Raw genomic sequence first — 19895 nt, 5'->3', positions numbered from 1 at the left:
TCAGTCCACATCGAACCGGTCGAGCGCGACCGAGAGCATGTCCGTGCTGACCGGCTGGAACTCCTCGCGTTCGTGTTCGGGGAGGTACTCGCGGACGCCGTTCCACGACTCGCGGGCGTACCGCGCGTCGAGGAGGACACGGACCCCGCGCTCGTCGGGGCCGCGGATGACCCGGCCGACGGCCTGTCGCGCCTTCCGGACGGCGGGGACGGTGAGCGCGGTCTCGAACCCCGACTCGAAGCGCCGGTCGTACGCCGCGATCACCGCCCGCGTTCGGGGCCGGGCGGTGTTGATGAGGGGGACGCCGCAGACGACCGCCGCGGCGAGCCGGTCGCCGCGGTAGTCGACCCCTTCGGTGAGCGTTCCCCGGAGGCTCGTGACGAGCACCTTCCCCTCGCCGGCGAAGAAGGCGTCCTTGAGCGACTCGGTCTCGCGGTCGCCCGAGGACTCATCGAGGAGGACGGGTTTCTCGAGGCGCGCGTCGAGCTCGTCGGCGAACCACGCCGCCTCGGCGTAGTTCGGCGCGCCGACCAGCACGTTGCCGTCGCGGCTCGCGACCGTCGCGACCGCGTCGAGGTGGGCGAGCCGGGCGTCGGTTCGCTCGCCCGGCGCGCCGCGGTTGGCGTGGGTGAACTTCGGCGCGTCGACCGCGAAGCTCGCGCGGTTCTCCGGCGGGAACGAGAGCCCGTACGTCCGCTCGACGACCGGTCGGCCCCGCTCCGCGAGGTGGTCGAGCCCCGTCACCTCCCGGAACACGTCCATCGGCTCGAGCGTCGCGCTCATCACGACGCCGCCGCCGAACTCGCCGAGCCGCTCGCCGATCGGCCCGCTCGGGAGGCAGTTGTACAGCGCGAGGCTCGCGTTGTACGCGCGCCGCCACGAGTCCGGCGGCTCCGTCTCGTCGTACGTGCGCTCGAGGTCGACGGCGCGGAAGAACTCGGTATGTCCCTCGCGGTACCACGCGTTGAGGGTGCGCCCGACGCCGGGAGCGGCGCGCCGCTTGTCCTCGTCTTCGAGCGTGTCCAGGACGCGCTTGACGGTCGCGCCGACGGCGGGCGCGCGCGACCAGACGCGGTCGCGGTACCCGGCTTCCTTCGCCCACGCCGTGATCGCGTCCTCGCCCGGCTCCTCGGGGTCGCGAAGCGGGATCTCGTCGTCCTCGAGCTCGCGCATCGACGCGCGCCAGTCGGGGCGCTCCCGGTCGAGGCGGTCGGTGACCCGACGGTCGAGCTCCCCGCGGAGGTCCGCGTAGAACTCCCGTACCGCCTCCAGCTCCTCGACCGTCACGTCGCTCTCCTCGAGCTCCCCGCGAACGAGGTCGGCGTCCGCGGACTCCGCGCCCTCGCGTTCGAACGAGAGCGGCTGGACGACGCGGGTGATCTCCGAGACCGCGTCCCGGAGGCTCGCGTCGGCGACCGCGTCGCTGACGAGGTCCCGCACGCGGGGCTCGAGCATGTGCGCCTCGTCACAGACGAGGAACGTCGCGTCGTCGATCAGCGCGCCCGTGAACGTCGCGGTGGTGGTCGGGTCGAACGCGTGGTAGTAGTTGCCGATGACGACCTCGACCTCGGGGACGAGCGCGCCCATCACCGAGTGGGGACACGAGCCGTGGCCAGCCGAGAGCCGGACGAGTTCCTCGGCGTCGACGTGGCCGAGTTCGGTGATATCGAACGGGACGGCCTCCGCCGGGTCGCCGCCGTCGTCGGGGACATCGTCGAGGAAGCCCGCGTAGAACGGACAGAACTCCGTCTCGCCGAACGTCTCGGTGTCGGGCGGGTACGGCGTCGGCTCGCCGTCGACGGTCAGGTAGTCGGCGGCGGCTCCGCCGCCGGTCGATCCGCCGTCGGAGCCGCTCGCGGTTCCCGAGTCCAGCAGGCCGACCTGCTGGCTCCGCGCCTCGCTCGCGAGGGCTCCGGCGCTCGTCTCGCCGCCGTCGCCGACGAGGTTCCGGGTGCGCTCGCGGAGCCCCTCACAGCGCTCGTAGACGTTCTCGCGGTCGATACCGGCGCGGTTCTCGCGGGCGTACGGACAGACGTCCGCCTTGCCGACGAGCGTCAGCCCGGAGACGGGGTCGTAGTCGTCGGGGAGGTTCGCGTTGACCGTCTCGAGATCGGTCTCGAACTGGCGGAGCTGCTGTTTGACGCTCGTGAGCACGAACACGCGCTCGAAGTCGGAGTCGGGGTCGCGGACGCGGTCGATACCGGCGGTCAACGCCAGCATCGTCTTGCCGGTGCCGCACGCGCCCTCGAGCGCGAGGAAGCCGCCGTCCTCGGCGGCGTCGATCGCGGCGTCGATGCCGTCCGCCTGCTCGGGGTACGGCTCCTCGTGGCCGAACACGTCGGCCCACGGCGGGTCGTTCGTCACTACGCCCGGGTTACGCCCCACCCCGGTTAAACCTTCAGAGCGAGGGCCGGCGGATCGATCCCCTACTCGACGGCCGCGGGACCGTCGGGAAGCCCGCGCCCGACGTGCGCCGCGGCGAGGACGGCCGCGAGCGCGAGGACGCCGGCCGCGCCGGCGGCGAACGCGGCGTCGAAGCCGACCCGTTCGGCCGCGAGGCCGAACACCCCGCTGCCGGTGGACTCGACGAGCAGGGCGGTGCCGCTGAAGACCGCGTACGCGCTGGCGCGGACGTCCGCCGGCAGCGAGTCGAGCAGGAACGTGTCGGCCGCGGGGAACGTCGTGTGGATCACGAAGCCGAGCAGGGCGGTGGCGACGACGAGCGCGACGGCCGACTGGGCGGCCACGAGGACGCCGAGCGCCGTCGCGAAGGCGACGAGGATCCCGAGGAGGTACGGGATCTGCGGGAGCCGGTCGGCGAGCCGACCGCCGTACCAGAACCCCGGCAGGCCGGCGGCGAACACGACCGTGAGAAGCGCGTTCGCGAACCCGCCGGAGATCCCTTTCGTGCCGGTCAGGTACGTGACGTAGAAGTTGAACACGCCCTGCCAGACGAAGCCCGGCGTGGCGACGACGACGATCACGAGGAGGATGATCCGCCAGTGACCCAGCACGGAGCGGAAGTCGCGGTCCGCGCCCGCGCTCTCCGGGAGGGGGTGCCGGCGGAGGACGACGAGGAGGACCGCGGTCACCGCGAGCGCGGCGACGGCGAGCAGCCGGAAGACGTCCTCCCAGCCGGCGACGACGAGAACGCCGACCACGACGCCGGGGGCGACGACGGCCGCCAGCTGGCTCGCCGCCCCGTGGATCCCGATGGCGCGCCCGCGCCCGCTCGGGAACAGCTCGGCGACGAGCGGTATCGCGGCGACGAAGTACGCGCCGGAGGCGAGTCCGATGGAGAGCGCGCCGACCCGGAGCGCCGGGATCGACCCGGCGCTGCCGGTGAACATCGCGGCACCAGCGAGCCAGAGGCCCGACCCGAGGACGACGTAGTGTCGCGGGACCCGCGTGAGGAGATAGCCGACGGGGATCCGCGGGAGCGCGGAGCCGAGCCACACCAGCGTCGTGACCGAGCCGACGACCGCGGGGCTCGCGCCGAACTCCGAGCCGATCGTCGGGACGAGCGGCGCGAACGCGACGCGTCCGAGGTTGATGAGGAAGACGAGCCCGCAGAGCGTACCGAAGGCTCGTCGGGTCATGCGAGCGAGAATCGGGAGATTCCGTGACCGGTCGGGCCGGTCAGCCCCGGCGAAGCGACCTCCCGACCGTCACACGCCACAGACGTCGAAGAGGTCGTCCAGCGTCTCGATCTCCCAGGTGGGCCAGACGTTGAGCTCCCAGTCGCGGCGGTGGGGGCGGCGGATGAACGCGGAGTCGACGCCCGCGTTCTCCGCGGCCTTCACGTCGGACTCGTTGTCGCCGACGAAAAGCGCCGAGTCGGCGTCCAGATCGCCGAGCGCCCGCTCGAGGTAGTGCGGGTTCGGCTTCCGGAGCTGGAGGCTGTGGATCGTGGGCTCGCGGCCGTAGGCCGCGCCGAACTCCTCGAAGCCGTCGAAGTGGTCGACGAGGAAGTCGACGGTCGCCTGCTGGTTCGAGGAGACGATCCCCATCTTCACGTCGAGGTCCTCGAGGGTGTCGAGGTCGTCGTAGGGGGTCTTCCGGCCCGCGCGCGCCTCCTGCTGTTGGGCCCTCGAGACCACGTCGTCGCGCGTCCGCCAGAACGAGCCCGGATCGAGGTCGTACGTCTGGCAGACGGTCCCCACGCTGCCGGGGGTCGCGCCGATCGTCATCCGCTCTACGTCGTCGGGGTCGGGGTCGTCGACGCCACACTCCTCGAACGCGTCCCGGGTCGCCTCCCGGAGCACGTCGAAGCGCGTGCGGCCGACGAGAACACCGTCGTTGTCGAAGACGACGGTATCGTATCTCATACGGTCCTTCCTCGGCCGACGGGTAAAAACGTTTCACCTCGGCAACGGATGCCGTTCGAACCCGCGGCGGCCCCGATCGCGACCGGCGAAGCGGGCGAGACGCCGGCGGTCGGGGCCGCCGACGGGGTCGTTCGGAGGCGAACGGCCGGTATCCTTTTCAACCGTTCCGAAATAGCTGGCTTCGGTGATGGAGTGACTCTCTCGATCCCGCGGTCGCGTTCCGGTTTCGGTGACCCGTCGACGGAGCGGCCGTCCTCGGTCGCACTCCGTCGGGTGATCGCGTGACGGCCCGCGTTCGGGTCGACGGCGAGCGCCTTCGAGCGCACCTCGAACGGACCGCCGCGTTCGGGGCCGTGGACGCGGACGACGGCCGGGGACGGACCACCCTCCCGGCCGACGCCGCGAACGCGCGGGCCCGGGACTACCTCGTCGATCGGCTCGAGGAGGCCGGGCTCGACGTCCGCATCGACGCCGTGGGCAACGTCGCCGGGCGCTGGACGCCGCCGACCGCGGACCCCGCGGCGGCCCCGGTCGCGGCCGGCAGCCACCTGGATTCGGTGCCCCGCGGCGGCATCTTCGACGGACCGCTCGGCGTCTACGCCGCGCTGGAGGCGGTCCGCGCGGTCCGCGAGGCGGAGGTCTCTCCCGTCCGCCCGGTGGACGTCGTCTGTTTCACCGGCGAGGAGGGGACCCGCTTCGCCGACGGCGTCCTCGGGTCCTCCGTGGCCGCCGGCGAGCGCCGGATCGACGAGGCGCTGGCGCTGTCGGACGGCGACGTGACGCTCGAGGAGGCGCTCTCGCGGATCGGCTACCGCGGCACCGGCCGGCTCGACGCGAGCGAGTGGGACGCCTGGCTGGAGCTCCACATCGAACAGACCGACCGACTCGCGGAGGCCGGCGTCCCGCTCGGCGTCGTGACCGACATCACCGGCACCGTCCGGTGTCACGTGACGATCGAGGGCGAGGCCGACCACGCCGGAACGACGAGCATGGCGGACCGGACGGACGCGCTCGCGGCGGCGAGTGAGGTCGTTCTCGCGACGGAGGAGGCCGCCGCCGAGGCGGCCGCGACGGGGAGCGGGACCGCGGTTGGGACGGTCGGCGAGCTCGACGTCGACCCGAACGCCGTGAACGTCGTTCCGGGGTCGGCGTCGCTTCGCCTCGACCTCCGCTCCGTGGATCGCTCGGAGATCCGCCGCCAGCTGGACGCGGTGCGGCGCGTCCTGGAGTCGGTCGAGGCCGACCGCGGCGTCTCCACGTCGCTGGAGCGTCCGTACGACGTGCCGCCGACGCCCCTCTCCGACCGGTGTCGTGCGGTCGTCGAGGCGGCCGCGCGCCGCGCCGGCGTCGACACGCTGGCCGTCCACTCGGGTGCCGGCCACGACACGATGCGGGTCGCCGACGTGACCGACGCGGCCTTGCTCTTCGTCGCGTCCGAGAACGGGCACTCCCACTCGCCGAAGGAGCGGGCCGACTGGGCGGACTGCGCAGCCGCGGCGACCGTGCTCGCGGAGTCGCTCGCGCGGCTCGCGACGACCGGCACCGGCGGCGGTGACGAGCCCGGGACCGACGGCGATTCCAACGCCGACGAGGACAGCGTAGCCGACGGCAACGGTACCGCCACCGACCTTAACGATCCGTGACCGACGCCGACGACACCGTTAAGATCGGCGACGCCGACGGCACACACGACACTAGCCATGATTGCGATCGACATCGACGGAACGACGTTCACGGCCGAACTCCACGAGGACCGAGCGCCCGAGTCGGTCGCGGCGGTTCGCGAGTTCCTGCCCCTGGAGTCGGAGCTCATGCACGTTCGCTGGAGCGGGATCGCCACCTGGATCAACATCGACGAGATCGACCTCCCGGAGATCCCCCGGGAGAACCACACGGTCTACCCGTCGCGCGGCGACCTCCTGTTGTACCCGGGATATCGGAACGAACAGGAGATCCTCCTCCCCTGCGGGCCGACCTGCTTCAAGAGTCCCGCGGGCGAGCTCGCCGGCAACCACTTCGCGACGGTCGACGCGACAGCGGAGGAGCTTCGCGAGGTCGAACGGGCGACGCTCCGCGACGGCGTCCACGACGTCGAGATCAGGGAAGTCGATTCGTAGCCGCGTTGCGGTCCAGTGAAACCCCCGGTTTTTGTGCCTCCGCGGGGGAGTTCCGGCATGCGCGTGAGCGTCATCGGCGGGAGTTCCGTCCCGCCCCACACGGCGGCGGTCGCGGAGGAACTCGGAGCCGAACTCGCCGCTCGCGGCCACGCCGTCGTCTGCGGCGGCCTCGGCGGCGTGATGGAGGCGGTCTGTCGGGGCGCTCGCGAGGCGGGGAGCGGGCACGAAGACGGCGGCGAGACGATCGGGATCCTCCCGACCGACCGACGCGAGGACGCGAACCCGTACGTCACGACCCCCATCGCGACCGGACTGGGTCACGCCCGCAACGCGCTCGTGGTGATGAACGGCGACGCCGCGATCGCGGTCGACGGCTCGTACGGCACGCTCTCGGAGATCGGACTCGCGCTCGCGCACGGACGGCCCGTGGCCGGGCTCGACACCCACGAGGTCGAGGGCGTCGAGGCGGTTGCCTCCCCGACCGCCGCGGTGGAGTACGTCGAGGCGGCCGCGGGGACGGAGTCGTGACCGATACCGGGCGTCGATCGACACAAGAGATACGTCGGTAGACCGAGAACTCTCGCCGATGTCGCTCGCGATCGTGCTCCTCTACGGCGTCGTCGGGTTCGGCGTGGCCGCGTTCGCCGCGTTCGTCGGGTCGATCCGGGCGCTCCAGGTGTACTTCGACCCCGACGCGGACAGCTACTTCCTCGACGACGACCACGACCCGCCGAACCTGAAGTAGAACGCACCGGCGGTTTCTCGGCGGCTCATCGACCTCCCATGGAGAGTCACCGACTAGCGTGGAAGAATTCGCGGCCGCACGACAGTTAGCTGAGACCGCCGTTCGCGACGTGCGCGTAGACACGGTCGTCCGAGGAGCCCCTGGGTGTCCAATGTTTCGCGGTGATCCAGAGATATTTAGACTGAATCAAAAAACCGATTATATGCGCCTAATGAGGCCTCTTATGCGGGAGTAGCAGTATACCAGCATACCATGACGGACGCACGTGCGACCTTTCTCAAAGTCTCCTGGGCCAACGTCCTATTGAATGCCCTCAAGATCGGTGTCGAGGGAGCGCTCGGACTCCTCACCGGAAGCCTCGCGCTCATCGCTGACGCGGCTCACTCCGTCGCTGACCTTCTCGCGAGCGGCGTCGTCCTGATCTGGGGCCGGTCCGTCTTCGACGATGCCGACGACTCACATCCGCACGGACACAACCGGTTCGAACCCCTCTCGGCGCTCTTCGTCGGTGGGATCCTCGTTCTTCTCGGACTCAAACTGTTGTACGACGCAGCGCACTCGGTTCTGACCGGAGTCGCCGCCGAGTACAGCGGTTGGCTCGTCCTCGGACTCCTGTTCGCGCTCGGTGACATGTACCTCTGTTACTGGTATACCCAATACAAGAATCAGGAGCTCCAGCTGCCCAGCCTTCGAGCGCTTGCCGCCGACAGCCTCAATGATCTCTATACCACGGGTGCGGCCCTCGTGGGCGTCTCGGGTATGGCCGTCGGCTATCCGATCTTCGACCCGATCGCGGGCGGCATCGTGAGTCTGCTCGTCATTCATCAGAGTGTAGACATCACTCGGGAGAACGTTCGGTACATCGCCGACAGTGCGCCCCCCGAATCAGAACAGGAAGCGATCAAACGGCGGATCCGGGAGCACCCGGCCGTTCACGGGATTCACGATTTCGTCGCGTACTACTCCGGGCACGTGGTCGAAGTCGAGTTCCACGCCGAAGTAGACCGGGACCTGACTGTGGTCGAGGCACACGACCTCGAATCGGATCTCCGCAAACGCGTCCGCGAGGCCGGATCGGTTTCGGACGTCCACGTCCATCTCGACCCGGCTGGACTCGGCGAGTGGAAGGACGCAACCGAGTCGTGACCGGTCACCGCGTACGCGACCGACGATCCGGACGCCGGACTCCCGTCAATAGAGCCCGGAAATGAAGCCGAGACCCATGAGGATCAGAACGGTAGCGGAGAAGACCGGGAGATACGGCGTGTACCGTTTCACCCTCTCCTCGTAGTTGGCGTACCCGGCCACCAGCAGCATGGTCAGTCCGACGATCCCGAGAACGACCGTGACCGCGTACGCACTCATCAGTTCCAGACAGTACCGAGAGCCCGCACACATCGCGATGATCTCGAACTCCTCTTCGTGAGCGAAGCCGAGAACGAACGCGAACCACGCGATGCCGAAGAGTCCACGCTCCGCCGTCCGGTCGAGTTCACCGTGGCCGTGTGAGTGTCCGCCGCCCGTGATGAGACCCTTCAGCCGAGCGAACGGCCCCGAACTCGACGCGGAGGCAGTTTCGTGGTCGTGGTCGTGACCGTGTTGGTCGTGAGCGTGGTCGTGGTCGTGACCGTGTTGGTCGTGAGCATGCTCGTGGTCGTGAGTATGCCCGTGATCGTGACCGTGTTCACCGTGGCTGTGTGTGGTTTCCTCGTGTGAGCCTTCGTCACCGTGCGAGTGGCCGAAGTACTCCCGTATGCCCAGGAGAACGAGGAGGGTTCCAGCGACGAGACTGACGGGGCCGCCAACGGACAGCGTCTCGATGCCGGCGACGTCGAAACGTCGTATCACCGTGATCGGTTCGTTGACCTGAGTGAGACTGAAGTACGATTTCGCGTAGAAGAACACCGCCACCATCGCCAGGCTACTGATGAGGTGACCGACACCGATGATCAAACTGGACGCGAAGCCGTAGAGCCACTTGTTGGTCTGGTCGAGTGCGTACGCCGCAGCTACTGGCCAACCGTGTCCGGGTTCGATCCCGTGAACGGCACCGAGGGCGACCGCACCGACCAAGAGAGACGCCGCTTCGTTATGGAGCACCGTAGCGAACGGAAGGCGACCGGGTAACGTATGCGTTGTTAAGAACGATTCGCGGGAACCGTAATAACGACCACTAAGAGGTTCCTCGTCCGATACCGGATATGCGGACCAGTCTCAACATCCCACGGGAGTTACTCGACGAATTCGACGAGACGTGGGAGGCCGAGGGCATGGAATCCCGATCCCGGGCGGTTCGGGAGGCGATGCAGGAATACGTCGAACGCCACCAGGCACTCGAAACGATCGAGGGCGAGGTCGTCGCCATGATCGTCTTCGACTACGAACACACCCTCGTCATCGGCGAACTCCACGACGTCCAACACGAGTTTCAGGACGTCATCGAGACGACGAGCCACTCCCATCAGGGTGAGTGGTGTCTCGAGGGACTGTTCTGTCGCGGGCCGGCCGCTCGCATCCGCGACCTTGCCTACCGCCTCAGGGACTTCGACGCCGTCGGTCGTGCCAACGTCACCTTCCTCGAAGCCAAGTGAACTCGCCGGGACGGCTCCGTCGAGATCCCCAGTACTTCACAGGGACGGTCCGGTGAACACCGCCGGTTCGTCCGGGGGCGCGCGTCACGGACCCACTCCCCCGGCGCCGCCTCATTTCCCGGCCGCAGTCGGTTACCAGGTGTCGTGGAACGTGTCGAACTCGATCTGATCGAGGGGGCGCTCGCCGATCGCGGCCTCGTACTCGCCCGGGGTCAACATGGGCTTGTGGAAGCGCGGGCCGTCGTCGGTGGTGATCCGGGGACAGCCGGTGTTGACGAACGCGTCCATGTCGAAGTTGCGGAGGCGGTCCGGCGTCACCTCGTCCATCGTGATGAGGTAGGCGTCGTCGTTGTTCTCGACGATCTCCTGTGCCGTCTCCCAGCGCCCCTGGCCGATCTTCGTACAGAAGATGACGCCCCACTTCTCGGCGTCCATCGCCTTGTGGACCGAGGCGTAGCGCTGTTTGAGGAACTGGTCGTGTTCGGCGATCGACACCGCGTTGTTGACGGGGTCGGCGATGACGACGGTCTTCTCGGGATGTTCCATCGCGAGCCCGACCGGGTGGAACTTCCCGCCGCCGACGTACAACACCTGGTCGGCGGGGATGTCCGCGGAGGCGTAGTTACAGCCCAGGACCTGCCCCTCCTTCGTGAGCCGGTCGTCGCCCCGGCGGGTGTGGACCTCGTAGCCGCGCTCCTCGAGCCAGTCGGTCATCTCCTCGAAGCGGTTCATGTGCTGGGCGGTCGTCACGAGCCCCACGTCGGGGTCCTCCTCGGGGTCCGGAAGCTCCGCGAGCGACTCCTCCATGATCGGGAACGGGTCGACGTTCGAAAAGAGGGGGACGTAGACGATGCTGTCGGACTCCTTCATCGGCGTGTGGCCGAAGTGGACGAACACGTCCGTCCGGCGCATCAGGTAGGTGTCGAGGTCACAGGCCCCGTAACACGGCTGGCCCGACAGCATGAACGTCACGTCGTCGGGGGCGACCTCCCGGAGGTCGTCGGCGACCTGCGGGCCGCGGCGCTTGAGTCCCTCCGGGAACTGGAGGCCGACCTTGCTCGCGTCCCGCTCCTCGATGGCCTCGACGATCCGGTCGAGCTCGTAATCCCACTCTCGGTCGTGTTTCAGCGACATCCCCGTCTTGGTGAGGTCGCCCTCCGTGGACCCGCTCATGTCGATCGGATCGTGGGTCTGGACGGTTAAACCGCGCGTTCGACGGTCGAGGCGTCGAGGACGGTCGAGGCGCGAGGACGACCGACGTGTCGACGACGGTCGACGACGGCCCGCTACTCCACGTCGCCGCCGTGGAACAGCGTCAGCTCCTCGGCCTCGTAGATGTTGATGAGCTCGGTCACGATCTCGTCGTACTCCTCGTCGTCCCGCCGGAGCGCGTCGAGCCGTTCGACGGTCGAGTCGTCGAGGTGTATCTGCGGCATGGTCGGCGCTTCGTCGCCGGGACTCAAAAACGCACGGTCGGATTCGCGGGCGCCGGGGGCACGACCGTCGAACGTCTCCCCCTCCGCGTTCACCGAAGCTCCTCGCCGAACCGGACGGAGATCCCCTCTCCGGACGACCCCTCCGCGAGCGCCCGACGGGCCGACCGCCGCACGTCGTCCGCGGTGATACCGTCGCGCTCGAAGACGATCGCGCCGTTGAGGTCGACGACGCTGTCGGGCTCGGGGACGAGATCGAGCACCTCCGCGGTCGATATCGGGCGGGATCCCTCGCGTTCCGCCCCGACGAGCTCCGGGAGCGTGTCGGCCCACTCGAAGAACGGGTGGTACTCCGACCCGGGTCGCGCCTCGACCGACGGCAGCGACCGCCACGCGACGGCATGGGCCGTCTCCGAGAGCGAGCGCACCCGAACCAGCCCCGGCGTTCCCCCCTGCTCCGGCGTGACCGCGACGGTCGAGGGATCGCCGGCGAGGCGGACGTCCGCGACCTCGCGAACCCGCGCGAGCGCGACGCTCGACGCGAGCGGCGTCGCGGTCGCGAGCAGGCCGACGAGGGTCCGGACCCGCTCGGGACCGAGCACGCCGTCGACGGCGATCGCTCCGTGCGATCCGGCCGCCACGGCCGACGCCGCGGGCGCGACGCGCCGGGCGCGCTCGAACGCCGTCGTCGTCGGGACGCGATCGAGGTCGGCGAGATCCAGGACGCCGTCGGAGCAGGCGATCCGGCTCCCGTCGGTCGGGAGCGAACACAGACACAGCCCGACGTCGGGGTCGGCGAGCAGATCGCGGGCCGCCTCGCGGGTCGGACGGTCGAGGACCTCCCACGCGTCGATCCCGTCGGGCGGCTCCGGCTCCGTCATGGCGCGCTCGAACGCCCGAACCCGGTCGTCCGAGTCCGCGAGGAACGCGGCGCGGAGGTCGCCCTTCGTCGGCCGGGACCGGGCGAGCGCGTTCTCGTAGGCGGCGACGCTCAGGGCGGCCGCGCCCGAGGGGAACGGCGCGTTGTCCGGGCTCGGCGTCCCGCTCGAGAGCGGGAGGTCGGACGCGATCGCAGCCGCGATCGGCGCGCCCGACCCGGGCGACTCGCCCCCCTCGCGAGAGCGAGCGCGGTCGTGGGAGTCCACGCGGTCCTGGAAGTCCACGCGGGCGCAACCGTCCGCCGTCGACGACCCGCGAACCCGGATCGGCGCGAGCAGGTGCGCGAGGTGGCCGAGGAGCTCCATCCCCGCGGGACCGGGCCGGAGAACCGCGGTCGTCGCCCGGTCGGGGAGGTACGGCTCGACGGTCTCGCGGTCGACCTCGAGGTACTCCATCAGCCGGTCGCTCATCGAGCGGTCGGCCAGGTTCGGCGGGTAGAAGGGGAGCTCCCCGCCGATACGGTCGTACTCGTATCGGTCGGAGGGGACGTACCCCTCGGTCCGGGCCAACGAGTCCAGAAACAGCGTCGTCCCGAGGAGGTCCGCCGTTCGGCGCTCGAGCGCGGCCCCCTCGTTCGGCAGCGGCTCGACGAATCCCCTCTCCAGCCGGAGCTCCGGATCCGCGCCGGCGACGACGGTCGCGCCGAGGTAGTACGCCAGCGGCGCGACCCGATAGACGTCCGCGTACGTCGCCGGAACCGCGATCTCGACCCCGCTGTCCGGCGTCGCGAGGGACGCGGGTATCTCGAGTTCGTCTCCGCGCGCGATCCGCGGCGGGTACCCGCGGAGCGTCGGCCAGGAGCGTTCCGGCGACGCCTCGGCGATCGACGAGCCGAGCGTCGACACCGCGCGCATGAGCGCCTCCGGGTCGTCGGGCACCGTCATCGTCGCCTCCGGGCGGGTGTGGAGCGACCGTCCGCCGACGGTCACGGTCGTCGGCCGGTCGAACGCGACCTCGACGGCCCCGCCGTCGGCCATCCCGGTCGCGGAGACCTCGACGTCGACCGCGCGGACGAACGCCTTCGTCACCCCGACGACGTCGAGACAGTAGGAGCCGCGCGGGAGCGTGAGGTCGTCCGTGAGCTCGGCGACGAACTCCCCGCCCGACTCGCGGACGCTCACCGTCGCGTACTTCGGGATCGACACCGACTCGGCCTCGAAGCTCACCGCCCGGTCGACGGGGAGCGCGAACAGGTCGACGAGCGCGGGTCGCGGATCCGGCTCCCGGTCGAACCGGAGTGCGAGCCGTTCGCCCTCGAGCGCGTCGCGGACGTACAGCGTCTCGCCCGCCGTCTCGAAGGTCACGCGACGACCGTCGTCCGATCCAGTCATCGAACGCGAGACACCCGCAACGCGTATGACGTTGTCGGTCGATCCGGGGAGGCGGGAACGCGCCGGTCGGCTTCGCGTCGGGACCCGGGCGGAACGCTTTTTCCCGCCCGACGGCCAGCGGGGGCATGGACCCGTCCCTCGAGACGGCGCTCGCCGACGCCTTCCCGGGCCGCCCGGTCGAGGGGCTCGTCGACGTCGGTCCCTCCTGGAACGGCGGCAACGAGACCGTCGGCGTCGACTTCGCCGACGGCGGCCGCGCGTACCTCAAGGTCGCGCTCGACTGCGACGGGAGCCGGATCGCCCGTGAGCGGGCGGTCCTGGAGTACGTCTCCGCGCGACGTGAGATCCCGGTTCCGGCGGTCGCCGCCGCCGACCCCGACGCGAGCCCTCCCTACCTCGCGACCGCGCCCGCGCCGGGACGCGACCTCCCCGCAGTCCTCGAGGGGGCGGACGACGATCGGCGGGAGGCGCTGTTGCGGCGCGTCGGCGGGGCGCTCGCGACGCTCCACGCGGTCCGTTTCGAGCGTCACGGGGAGATCGTCGGCCGCGGCGGTGTCCTGGGGATCGGGGAGGAGAGACGCGGGGTCGCGGACGGCCGCGACGGTGACTCGCCCGCGAGCGACCGCGCCGGCGACCCCGACGCTCCCGGCCTCGAGGTCGCGGCCGCCTCGTGGACCGACACGCTGCGCTCGACGATCGAGCGCACCCGCGAGATCGGCACGACCGACCGGCTCGCCCGCCACTTCGACGCCGTCATCGACTGCGTCGAGTCGAACCGGGAACGCCTCGATCGCGCGCCCGCGGCGCTGCTCCACGGCGACGTCGCGCCGCCGAACGCGTTCCTCGCGGCGGAGGGAAACGGGGGAGCGGACGGGGACGGGAACGGGAAAGAGAAGGGGGGAGACGCCCCCGGCGTGGGACTGCTCGACTGGGAGCTCTCCCACGTCGGCGACCCCGCCCGCGACCTGGTCCGCGCCCGCGACCAACTGTGTAACGGCTTCGACTACGAGGGGCCGGAGCGGTTCGGCGGGGCGGTGTACGAGGGGTACCGCGACCGCGCCGGCGGCCTTCCCGAGGGGTTCGCGGAGCGACGAGCGATCTATCGGGTGGTTCGGGTCCTCGGGCGGTCGGGCTTTCTCGACCAGTGGGTGACGTACCTCGACGAGCCGATGAACGACCTCGTCGAGCGGATCGACGCGGAGATGGACGCGCGGCTCGCGGCGGTCTGACTCCTCGCGAACCCTTCACGATCGGCCTCCGGCGCTACGCCCGGTTCCAGGCCGCGTCGTCGGGGTCGATCCGCCGCTCGCCGCCGGTCAGTCCGTCGATCTCCGCGAGGTCGTCCGCGGAGAGGTCGACCTCCAGCGCCGCGAGGTTCTCCGTTACGTGGTCGCCCGTCGATTTGGGGATGGGGACCACGTCGCGGGCGAGCGCCCACGCGAGCGCGACGACCGCCGTCGAGGTCCCGCGTCGCTCCGCGATCGCCGCGAGCGTCGGGTCGTCGAGCAGGTCGCCCCTCGCGAGCGGCGAGTAGCCCACCAGGTGGTGGTCGAACTCGGCGGCCAGTTTCCGGAGTTCGGGCTGCTGGAAGCGCGGGTGACACTCGACCTGGTGGGCCGCGATCGGCGACTCGAGGATCTCGCGAGCCTCCCGGAGCAGGTCGGGCGTGAAGTTGGAGACGGCGACGTGGTCGGTGACCCCCTCCTCCCGGAGTTCGTCGAAGACCGGAAGCGTCGTCTCGGGGTCGTACGCCTTCGTGGGCCAGTGGACGTACAGCAGGTCGACGCGGTCGAGCCCCAGCCGGTCGAGGCTCTCGTAGGCCGTCTCGCGGGCATCCTCGGGCGCGAGGTTCGTCGGGTGGACCTTGGTGGCGACGACGACCTCCTCGCGGTCGACGTCGGCGGCCGCGATCCCCTCGCCGACCGCGGCCTCGTTGTCGTACATCTGTGCGGTGTCGACGTGGCGGTAGCCGGCCTCGAGGGCGGTCACCACGCTCTCCGTACACTCCGCGGGGTCGTCGAGTCCGGACGTGCCGAGCCCGAGTCCGAGGTCGATCGGCGGCATACCCACACGTTTCCCCGCCGGGTGAAAAGCCCACGGCAGCCGGAAACGAGCGTGTCACATCCGCGAGACGGCGGTTCGGCCGTGTTTTCACGCGGTAGGAACCCCCTCGGCGTTATTTGAGTCGGGATACCGTACCCTCGACCACCATGACCGACGGGATCCACGTTCAACTCGCGGTGTCGGCCTGCGACGCCTGTCCCGTGGCGACGCTCTCGGCGGCGACGGAGGTGGAGGACGTGCGCGTCGACCCCGTCGACGACACGGTCGAGTTCGTCGCGTCCGATCCCCCCGCCGACCCGCCGTCCGACTTGGAGCTCGTCGAGTTCGGCGGTCGCGCGCACGGCCGATACGAGATCGCTCACTCCGACGGCGGCGTCGAACACGCGCGTCCCGCGACCGACGGGGGGATCGCGGTCGGCGGGTCCGCCGGCGGGGCGACCGCGTCCGCCGACGGGACGACCGCGCCCGGCGACGGCGAGATCGGTCCGGACGCGGACGACGAGGTCGACGCGGACGGCGTCGCCGACGGGGTCTGCGGCGACTGCTCGTGTGGCGGGCTCACGGCGGCGTTCGCGGACTTCCCCGTGTCGCCGCGCGAGACGCGGATGGACGACGGCGAGCTGCTCGTCTCGTTCGTGTTGAGCGGCCACGAGGAGCTCGAGACCGTCGTCGACGGCTTCGAGGACGCCGGGCTCGGCGTCGAGCTGCGTCGCCTCCTCGTCGACCGGAGTCCCGACGACGAGCGCCGCGACGTCGTCCCCATCGACCTCACCGGCGTGACCGACCGACAGGCGGAGGTGGCGGCCGCCGCCGCCGAGCGCGGGTACTTCGAGCCCGGCGGCGCGTCCGCGGCCGACCTCGCCGACGAGCTCGGGATCGCGAAGTCGACCGTCTCCGAACACCTCCGGCTCGTGACGGCGTCGCTCTTCTCGCAGGTCTTTACCGAGGGCCGGGATACTTAAACCGCCGAACTGTTCGGCGGCAGGCATGCGGCGGGTTCGACCGTAGTGATCGGTAGCGGGGTCGAACGAACTCGTTCGGCTCCGGGAACCCATGACCCAGTGGACACAGCTCGGACCGCGGGAACGCGAGATCCTCGCCGTCCTGCGGCGCGCCGACGCCCCCCTCACGGCACGCGACCTGCTCGACGCGGTGCGGAGCCGCGGCGACGAGGTCGCGTACACGACCGTCAAGCGGACGGTCGACCGGCTGGTCGAGAAGGGGCTCGTCGAGCGCGACGCCGAGACGCACCGCGGGACGACGCGCCACCGGTACCGCTTCGACGTCGAGGCGGCCCGAGACCGGCTCGTCCCGGCGTTCGCCGAGGAACTGCGAGCCGTCCTCGGCGAACCGGCGGCGGAGCGACTCGCCCGCGCGGTCCGAACGGAACGCGACGGCGACGACGGCGGAGACGCCGCTCTCGCCGACGTCCGACCACGACACGATGACTACCCATCCGAACTCAACTGACGACCGGGGGGAACGGAGCGACGAACAGCGCGCCGACGCGGCGGGGACCGCCTCCGCGACCGACGACGGGACGGTGAACGGCGGGACGACCGGAGACGAGACGACCGACGACGGTCCCGAGATCGTCGACGGCCGGACCATCGAACACCTGCTGACCGACCACGAGCGCGACATCGCCGCGACCGCGGAGGGGACCGACGCCACGGCCGCTCGGCGGCCGAACCTCGGGCTCCCGCGGCTGGAGATCGGCCGGCGCGACTTCATGAAGGCCGGGGCCGCGGTGGGCGCGATGACCGGCCTGGCGGGCTGTACGAGCGTCCTCTCTGACGAGGGGAACGGCGACGGCGGATCCGCCGCTTCGAGCGGCGAGCACTCGGTCGCCCCGGGCGAACACGACGAGTACTACGGCTTCCTCAGCGGGGGCCACACCGGCGAGATCCGGGTCGTCGGGCTCCCGTCGATGCGCGAGCTCATGCGGATCCCGGTGTTCAACACCGAGAGCGCGCGGGGGTTCGGCCACGACGCGAGATCGAGCGAGATCCTGGAGGAGGGCGGCGGCTACACGTGGGGCGACACCCACCACCCGCGGGTCTCTCAGACCGACAACGACTACGACGGCCGCTGGCTGTTCGTCAACGACAAGGCGAACGGCCGGATGGCCCGCGTCGACCTCGAGTACTTCGAGACGGACGCGATCACGAACGTCCCGAACTGTCAGGGCGTCCACGGCGCGTGTATGCAGCTTCCCGACACCCAGCTCGTCTTCGGCGTCGGGGAGTTCCGCGTGCCGATGCCCAACGACGGTCGCGACGTGGACAGCCCCGACGAGTACGGCTCCGTGCTCACGGCCTTCGACCCCGAGACGATGGACATCGAGTGGCAGGTCGAGGTCGACGGCAACATGGACAACGGCGACGGCGGCAAGGAGGGCCGCTGGTTCTTCGCGACCGGCTACAACAGCGAGGAGGGCGTCACCCAGGGCGAGATGACCCGGTCGGACCGCGACTACGTGAAGGCGTTCGACATCCCCGCGATCTGGGACGCCGTCGAGGCCGGCGAGTACGAGGAGATAAGCGGCGTACCGGTCGTCGACGGCACGATGGAGAGCCCGCTCAACGGGGGCGACCGGCCGGTCGTCCGATACGTCCCGACGCCGAAGAGTCCGCACGGGGTCAGCGTGACGCCGGACGGGAACTACGCGATCGCCTCCGGCAAGCTCGACCCGACCTGTACGGTCATCGGGATCGAGGAGATCGCCGAGGTCGACGACCCCGCCGACGCGATCGTCGGCCAGCCGCGGGTCGGGATGGGGCCGCTCCACACCGCCTACGACGACCGCGGCCACGCGTACACGACGCTTTTCATCGACTCGCAGGTCGTCAAGTGGGACTACGAGGCTGCGGTGGAGGCCGAGGCCGGCTCCGAGGAGCCGATAGTCGAGAAACACGACGTCCACTACAACCCCGGCCACCTCATCGCGAGCGAGTCGTACACGGCGTCGCCGCAGGGCGACTACCTGATCTCGTTGAACAAGCTCTCGAAGGACCGGTTCCTCCCGGTGGGTCCGATCCACCCCGAGAACGACCAGCTGTTCTACATCGGCGACGACCAGGCCGGAATGGAGCTGGTGAAGGACAAGCCGTCGTACCCCGAGCCGCACGACGCGAGCGTCGTCCACAAGGACAAGATCGAGCCGGCGAAGACGTGGGACCCCGACGACTACGACCTCGAGTTCGTCCCCGAGGGCGAGGAGTCCTTCGAGCGGGTCGACGAGAGCACCGTCGAGATCGAGATGTGGGCGCGCCGCAACGAGTACGCGTTCCCCGAGGTGACGATCCGGGAGGGCGACGAGGTCCATCTGAAGATCTCCAACATCGAGACCACGAGCGACGTGATCCACTCGATCGCGATCCCGGAGTACGACATCAACCTCGCGCTCGCGCCCCAGGACACCCGGGAAGTGACGTTCACCGCCGACGACCCCGGCGTGTTCTGGGCGTACTGCGCGTACTTCTGTAGCGCGCTCCACCTCGAGATGCGCTCGCGCATCCTCGTGGAGCCGCGGGACGGCTGAGGCATCGAACGACGAACCGCCGGGGCGCCGGACGCGGCCGTCGCCCGCTCCAACCGCTACCCCGACACCACCCACACGCCATGACCGCCCCACTCGACCGACTGAGAGAGCTCAGACGGGCCCTGCCCGTGACGGCGGCGGCGATGTTCGTCGTCGCGCTCACGGTGCCCGTCTGGCGGATCGCCTTCGAAGCGCCCCAGTACCCCGACGGGTTGCTCGTCACGCTGTACGCGTACCCCCGGCTCGGCGGCGACTACGCCGAGGTACAGGCGCTCAACCACTACGTCGGGTTCTACTATCCCGACCCGGTGTTCGTCGACCCGAACTACGCGGTCCACCCGGACGCGATCGCCGCCCCGGAGTGGATCCTGGGGCCGGTGGTGTTCCTCGCGGTGGCGGCCGCGGGGGTGTTCGTCGCGCTCGCGCCGACGGATCGGAAGCTCCGGCTCGGACTCCTCGGCCAGCTGATCGGGGCCACGGTCGCGTTCGTCGGCACGTTCGCGATCGTCCAGTACCGGCTCCACCAGGCCGGCCACGCGCTCGGCGAGGACGCGCCGATCGTCGGCGTCGCGGAGTTCACCCCGCCGCTTCTGGGCGGCTACCAGATCGCCAACATCAGCGGCGTGGCGTGGTTCGGCCCCGGCGGCTACCTCACCGGGCTGGGCTTCCTGCTGCTCGTGGTCGCGTACCTGTTGCGCGACTCGACGGTCACGATCGGCGAGGCGGCCGCCGCGCTCCGCCGACGCGTCTCGAGGAACTCTCCGGAGGACGACGACCGCGGCGACGCGGGGACGGGGGTGTGA

The 19895-nt window shown here is 70.3% G+C and carries 19 protein-coding genes; 11 read left to right on the top strand and 8 right to left on the bottom strand.

Going from position 1 to position 19895, the window contains the following annotated elements; all coding sequences use genetic code 11:
• The 3 genes from AXA68_RS09160 to AXA68_RS09150 all read right to left on the bottom strand — a co-directional run bounded on the left by AXA68_RS09160 (window position 1) and on the right by AXA68_RS09150 (window position 4328).
• Window positions 1-2364 carry an ATP-dependent DNA helicase gene (locus AXA68_RS09160; RefSeq protein WP_066415657.1) on the bottom strand — a complete coding sequence of 788 codons (2364 nt, stop codon included), beginning with the start codon at window positions 2362-2364 and terminating at the stop codon, window positions 1-3.
• A gap of 62 nt (window positions 2365-2426) precedes the next feature.
• The gene (locus AXA68_RS09155; protein WP_066415655.1) at window positions 2427-3599 is read right to left on the bottom strand and encodes an MFS transporter; all 1173 of its coding nucleotides are present in this window, start codon (window positions 3597-3599) and stop codon (window positions 2427-2429) included.
• 69 nt (window positions 3600-3668) lie between these two features.
• Complete coding sequence (locus tag AXA68_RS09150; protein ID WP_066415651.1) at window positions 3669-4328, bottom strand: HAD family hydrolase; 660 nt, start codon at window positions 4326-4328, stop codon at window positions 3669-3671.
• 281 nt (window positions 4329-4609) lie between these two features.
• On the opposite strand from AXA68_RS09150, the gene AXA68_RS09140 reads away from it, so the two are divergent.
• The 5 genes from AXA68_RS09140 (at window position 4610) to AXA68_RS09125 (ending at window position 8336) form a co-directional block, all read left to right on the top strand.
• Window positions 4610-5971: a Zn-dependent hydrolase gene (locus AXA68_RS09140; RefSeq protein ID WP_080505217.1), complete on the top strand. Its 1362-nt coding sequence runs from the start codon at window positions 4610-4612 to the stop codon at window positions 5969-5971.
• A 57-nt stretch (window positions 5972-6028) separates the two neighbouring features.
• Window positions 6029-6445, top strand: coding sequence for a DUF3830 family protein (locus tag AXA68_RS09135; RefSeq protein WP_066415648.1), 417 nt, complete (start codon window positions 6029-6031; stop codon window positions 6443-6445).
• A gap of 57 nt (window positions 6446-6502) precedes the next feature.
• Entirely contained in the window at window positions 6503-6973 is a 471-nt protein-coding gene (locus AXA68_RS09130) for a TIGR00725 family protein (protein ID WP_066415646.1), read from the top strand.
• A 58-nt stretch (window positions 6974-7031) separates the two neighbouring features.
• Window positions 7032-7190, top strand: a complete 159-nt coding sequence (locus tag AXA68_RS17105) for a hypothetical protein (protein ID WP_198530046.1) — start codon at window positions 7032-7034, stop codon at window positions 7188-7190.
• Between the two features lie 252 nt (window positions 7191-7442).
• Window positions 7443-8336, top strand: a complete 894-nt coding sequence (locus AXA68_RS09125) for a cation diffusion facilitator family transporter (RefSeq protein WP_066415644.1) — start codon at window positions 7443-7445, stop codon at window positions 8334-8336.
• A 45-nt stretch (window positions 8337-8381) separates the two neighbouring features.
• Here AXA68_RS09125 and AXA68_RS09120 read toward each other — a convergent pair whose 3' ends face one another.
• Entirely contained in the window at window positions 8382-9290 is a 909-nt protein-coding gene (locus AXA68_RS09120; RefSeq protein WP_066415641.1) for a hypothetical protein, read from the bottom strand.
• Between the two features lie 101 nt (window positions 9291-9391).
• Between AXA68_RS09120 and AXA68_RS09115 the strand changes: the two genes are divergently transcribed.
• Window positions 9392-9781 (top strand): CopG family ribbon-helix-helix protein, encoded by a 390-nt coding sequence (locus AXA68_RS09115; RefSeq protein ID WP_066415638.1) that lies wholly within the window; start codon window positions 9392-9394, stop codon window positions 9779-9781.
• A gap of 132 nt (window positions 9782-9913) precedes the next feature.
• On the opposite strand, the gene dph2 is transcribed toward AXA68_RS09115, so the two are convergent.
• The 3 genes from dph2 to AXA68_RS09105 all read right to left on the bottom strand — a co-directional run bounded on the left by dph2 (window position 9914) and on the right by AXA68_RS09105 (window position 13484).
• On the bottom strand, window positions 9914-10954 hold the full coding sequence (dph2, locus tag AXA68_RS09110; protein WP_066415635.1) for a diphthamide biosynthesis enzyme Dph2: 1041 nt from the start codon (window positions 10952-10954) through the stop codon (window positions 9914-9916).
• A gap of 113 nt (window positions 10955-11067) precedes the next feature.
• A complete protein-coding gene (locus AXA68_RS17100; RefSeq protein WP_198530045.1) occupies window positions 11068-11217 on the bottom strand; it encodes a DUF7557 family protein in 150 nt (49 codons plus the stop codon).
• An 89-nt stretch (window positions 11218-11306) separates the two neighbouring features.
• Window positions 11307-13484 (bottom strand): hypothetical protein, encoded by a 2178-nt coding sequence (locus AXA68_RS09105; RefSeq protein ID WP_066415633.1) that lies wholly within the window; start codon window positions 13482-13484, stop codon window positions 11307-11309.
• Between the two features lie 125 nt (window positions 13485-13609).
• Between AXA68_RS09105 and AXA68_RS09100 the strand changes: the two genes are divergently transcribed.
• The gene (locus AXA68_RS09100; RefSeq protein WP_066415629.1) at window positions 13610-14713 is read left to right on the top strand and encodes a phosphotransferase family protein; all 1104 of its coding nucleotides are present in this window, start codon (window positions 13610-13612) and stop codon (window positions 14711-14713) included.
• Window positions 14714-14747: 34 nt separating this feature from the next.
• On the opposite strand, the gene AXA68_RS09095 is transcribed toward AXA68_RS09100, so the two are convergent.
• A complete protein-coding gene (locus tag AXA68_RS09095) occupies window positions 14748-15548 on the bottom strand; it encodes an aldo/keto reductase (RefSeq protein WP_066415627.1) in 801 nt (266 codons plus the stop codon).
• Between the two features lie 146 nt (window positions 15549-15694).
• Here AXA68_RS09095 and AXA68_RS09090 point away from each other — a divergent pair, with 146 nt between their 5' ends.
• The 4 genes from AXA68_RS09090 to AXA68_RS09075 all read left to right on the top strand — a co-directional run bounded on the left by AXA68_RS09090 (window position 15695) and on the right by AXA68_RS09075 (window position 19895).
• Window positions 15695-16510, top strand: a complete 816-nt coding sequence (locus AXA68_RS09090; RefSeq protein ID WP_066415621.1) for a helix-turn-helix domain-containing protein — start codon at window positions 15695-15697, stop codon at window positions 16508-16510.
• A gap of 91 nt (window positions 16511-16601) precedes the next feature.
• Window positions 16602-17018: a BlaI/MecI/CopY family transcriptional regulator gene (locus AXA68_RS09085; RefSeq protein WP_066415618.1), complete on the top strand. Its 417-nt coding sequence runs from the start codon at window positions 16602-16604 to the stop codon at window positions 17016-17018.
• Complete coding sequence (gene nosZ, locus AXA68_RS09080) at window positions 16993-19092, top strand: TAT-dependent nitrous-oxide reductase (protein WP_066415616.1); 2100 nt, start codon at window positions 16993-16995, stop codon at window positions 19090-19092. Before AXA68_RS09085 ends, nosZ begins: the two co-directional genes overlap by 26 nt.
• A gap of 80 nt (window positions 19093-19172) precedes the next feature.
• Window positions 19173-19895 (top strand): hypothetical protein, encoded by a 723-nt coding sequence (locus tag AXA68_RS09075; RefSeq protein ID WP_066415614.1) that lies wholly within the window; start codon window positions 19173-19175, stop codon window positions 19893-19895.

The sequence above is a fragment of the Halorubrum aethiopicum genome (assembly GCF_001542905.1).
Classification (GTDB): Archaea; Halobacteriota; Halobacteria; order Halobacteriales; family Haloferacaceae; genus Halorubrum; species Halorubrum aethiopicum.
The sequence above is the reverse complement of the archived record's forward strand: the minus strand, read 5'-3'. Positions and strand labels throughout refer to the sequence as shown.